Annotated in this window: 2 protein-coding genes; both read left to right on the plus strand. The window is 75.3% G+C overall.

All coding sequences use genetic code 11. The annotated features are described in order from the left end of the window. Positions 1–1,770 (plus strand): condensation domain-containing protein (locus ACH4EB_RS38495; protein WP_398353191.1); only part of this gene is annotated, 1,770 nt, incomplete at its 5' end. Continuing rightward, positions 1,755–4,183, plus strand: a 2,429-nt coding sequence (locus tag ACH4EB_RS38500) for an AMP-binding protein (protein WP_398353193.1), incomplete at its 3' end; no start/stop codon positions are given. The genes ACH4EB_RS38495 and ACH4EB_RS38500, both read left to right, overlap by 16 nt.

A 4,183-nucleotide genomic window follows, 5' to 3' on the forward strand; every position in this document is an offset into this window, starting at 1 on the left:
CGGCTGCCGGACTACATGGTGCCGTCGGCGACGGTCGTCCTGGACGAGCTGCCGCTGACCGCCAACGGCAAGGTCGACCGGGCCGCCCTGCCCGCCCCCGACCATACGGCGGCCGCCGCGGGGCGCGCGCCCCGCACGCCGCTCGAAACGCTCTTCTGCCACCTCTTCGCGGAACTCCTGCGCCTCGGGGCGCCGGAAGCGGAAGCCGGAGCGCTGGGGGAGCGGACCCTCCCGGTCGCCGCGGACGCCAACTTCTTCGAACTCGGCGGCGACAGCATCGTCTCCCTGCTGCTCGTCTCCCGCGCGGCCAAGGCCGGCTACCGCATCAGCGCGTCGGACGTCTTCCAGCACAAGACCCCCGAGGCCCTCGCCCGCGTCGCCCGGCCCCGCACGGAGGACGACGCCCGGCACGAGGACGGCCACGGAGCCGTCCCCCTCACCCCGGTCATGCGGGAGCTGACCGCACGCGGCGGCCCGGACACGCTGGCCGCCAGGTTCGCGCAGTGGACCGTCGTACGCGTCCCGGCCCGTGCCGGGCTGGACCGTCTGACGCGGGCCGTCGAGCGGGTGGCGGCCCACCACGCGATGCTGCGGGCCCGCCTGGTCGTCCCGGACGGCGCCGAGCCGTACCTGGAAGTCGGTGACGCGGCCCCCGTACCGGAGCGGGTCCGGCGCGTCGACGCCGCGGGGCTGACGGACCAGGCGTTCGAGGAACTGATCGACACCGAGGCACGGGCGGCGTCCGGCCGCCTGGACCCGCGGTCCGGCGCCACCCTGCGGGCGGTCTGGTTCGACCGGGGCAGCGGACGGCCCGGACGGCTCGCGATCGTCGTCCACCACCTGGTCTTCGACGCGGTGTCCTGGCGCATCCTGCTGCCCGACCTCGCGGCGGCCTGGGCGGACCCCGACGGACACCTGGCCCCGGTCGCCGCCTCGTTCCGCACGTACGCCCGGCAGGTGGCGGCGGGGCCGCAGCGGGCCGCCGGCCCGGTGCGGGGCACCGAAGGGCAGATGCGGCAGCGGACGTTCACCGTGCCCGCACGGACGGCCTCCGCGGTGCTGACCACCGTCCCCGCGGCCTTCCACGCCACGACGGGTGATGTGCTGCTCGCCGCGCTCACCGCGGCCCTCACCGAGGACCGGCCGGGCCCGGTCGACCTGGACATCGAGGGGCACGGCCGCGACGGCGACCTGGACCTGTCACGCACCGTGGGCTGGTTCACCACCCTGCGCCCGGTCCGGCTGGACGCGGGCGTCACCGACTTCGACGAGGTGCGCGCGGGCGGCCCGGCCGCCGACCGGCTGCTCAAACGGGTCAAGGAACAGGCCGCCCAGCCGTACGGGGACGGGCTGCCCACGCCCACGGCCGGGTTCAACTACCTGGGACGGTTCTCCGTCACGGGCCCCGGCACGGGCGACTGGCAGCCGGCCGGGCCCCGCTCCATGGGCGCCGACGCCGACCCGGAGCTGCCCGCCCTGCACGCGCTGGAGTTCGGCGGCCTGGTCCGCGACGGCGACGGCGGCCCCGAACTGGTGCTGCTGGTGTCGTGGCTGGAAGGGGCCCTCACCGAGGACGCCGCCGTCCGGCTGGCCGACCGCTGGACCGGTCTGCTGGCCGGCCTGGCCGCACTCTCCGAGGCCCCGGACGCGGGCGGCCTGACCCCCTCCGACCTGCCACTGGTGGACCTGACACTCGGTCAGTTGGAGGCGCTGGAGGACGACTTCAACGAAGCACCCGGTGAGGGAGGTATGCCGTGGACCGCCGCATAGAGGACGTGTGGCCGCTGACACCGCTCCAGGAGGGGCTGCTGTTCCACTCCCGGTACGACGGACAGGCCGAGGACACCTACGTCGTCCAGGACGTGCTGGACATCGAAGGGGACCTCGACGCGGCCGCGCTGCGGGCGTCCTGGCAGGCGCTGGTGGCCCGGCACGCCACCCTGCGGGCCTGCTTCCGCCAGCCACCGGGCCTCGAACACCCCGTCCAGGTCATCCCGGCCCGTGTGCGCCTGCCCTGGCGGGACGCCGACCTGACCGGCAGGCCGCCCCGGGACGCCCTCGCCGAGGCCGAGCGCCTCGCGGACGAGGAACGCGCCCGGCGCTTCGACCTGGCCGTACCGCCGCTGCTCCGGCTCGTCCTGCTCCGGCTCGGACCGGCCCGGCACCGGCTGATCCTCACCAACCACCACATCCTGATGGACGGCTGGTCGCTGCCGACCCTCCAGCACGAACTGTGGGCCCTCTACGAGGCGGGTGGCGACCCCTCCGGCCTGCCGCCCGTCACGCCCTACCGTGACTACCTCGGCTGGCTGAACGCCCAGGACAAGGAGTCGGCGCGCGCCGCCTGGCGGGCCGACCTCGCCGGGCTGCGCGAACCGACGCTGCTGGCACCGGTGAACGGCCACCGCCCGTCCGCCGCCGGACACGGGCAGGTGCACGCGAAGCTGGACCGGCCGGCCACCGAGGCGCTCACCGAACTCGCCCGCCGCCACGGCCTGACCCCCAACACCTTCGTCCAGGGGGCCTGGGCCCTGCTCCTCGGCCGCCTGCTGGGCCGGGACGAGGTGGTCTTCGGCGCGACCGTGGCGGCCCGGCCCGCCGAGCTGCGCGGCGTCGAGTCCATGCTCGGGCTCTTCATCAACACCGTCCCGGTCCGTGTGCCCCTGACGGCCTCCCGGCCGGTGTCCGAGCTGCTCACCGACGTGCAGGCCCGGCAAGGCGCCCTGATGCCCCACCAGTACCTGGGGCTCAGCGAGATCCGGAAGGCCGGCGGACCCGGAGCCGGGTTCGACAGCCTGCTGGTCTACGAGAGCTTCCCGCGCGGCGCACTGGCGGAGGAGGGCGGGCCCCCGCTGAAGCTCACCCCCGTACGCGGGCACAACGTCAGTCACTACCCGGTCAGCCTGGCCGTCTTCCCGGGACCCGAGCTGCTGTTCCTCCTGACGCACCGCCCGGAACTGATCAGCGCGCGGAGCGCCGAACTCCTCACCGCCCGGTTCACCGGCATCCTGCGCCGGCTCGTGGCCGACCCGGACGTCCGCGCCGGTGACCTCGACATCCTGGTCGACGGCGAACGTGACCGGCTGCTGCACGGTGTGAACACCGGCGCGCCGGGCGCCGCGCCGACGACCGTCACCGGCCTCTTCGAACAGGCCGTACGGGAACACCGGCACGACATCGCGCTGGTGTCCCGCGAGACGACCCTGACGTACGGCGCCCTGGACGCCCGGGCCAACCGGATCGCCCGGCATCTGCGCGCGTCCGGCGCCCGGCCGGGGGACCGGGTGGTCGTCACGCTCGCCCGCTCGCCCGAACTGATCATGGCTCTGCTCGGCGTCGCCAAGGCGGGGGCGGTGGCCGTGCCGGTGGACACCGCGCAGCCCGCCAAGCGGGTACGCACCCTGTTCGACGACGCCGCGCCCGCCGTCGTCCTGACGGAGGCCGATGTCGCGGACGCCCTGCGCCGCCGCTCCGACGCTCCGCTCGCGGCCCCCGTGTCCCCGGACTCCGGTCTGTACGTGATGTACACCTCCGGCTCGACGGGGACACCCAAGGGCGTCGTCACCACCCACGGCAACGTCGCCGCCCTCGCCCAGGACACCTGCTGGGACGGCATCGCCACCGGCCGCGTCCTGTTCCACGCCCCGCACACCTTCGACGCCTCCACCCTCGAACTGTGGGTCACACTCCTCAACGGCGGCCGGGTGGTGATCGCGCCCCCGGCCGATCTCACGGCGAAGGCGCTGGCCCGGCTGGTCACCGACCACGGGCTGACGGCCGTGCACCTGACGGCCGGGCTCTTCCGCGTCCTCGCGCAGGAGGCCCCCGAATGCTTCACCGGCCTGCGGCACGTCCTGACGGGCGGGGACGCGGTACCGGCCGAGGCCGTCGCCGACGCCCGCGACGCCTGCCCCGGCGTCACCGTCGGCCACCTCTACGGGCCGACCGAGACCACCCTCTGCGCCACGGCCTTCACCGTCGGCCCCGGCACGCCCGCCCCGGCCGTCCTGCCGATCGGCGGACCGCGCGACGCGGTACGGGTGTACGTGCTGGACACCGCGCTCCGGCCGGTCCCGCCCGAGGTCACCGGCGAGCTGTACATCGCCGGGCAGGGGGTGGCGCGGGGGTATCTGGGGCGGGCGGCGCTGACGGCGGAGCGGTTCGTGGCGTGTCCGTACGGTGG

The organism is Streptomyces sp. NPDC018045 (assembly GCF_044327445.1).
GTDB lineage: Bacteria > Actinomycetota > Actinomycetes > Streptomycetales > Streptomycetaceae > Streptomyces.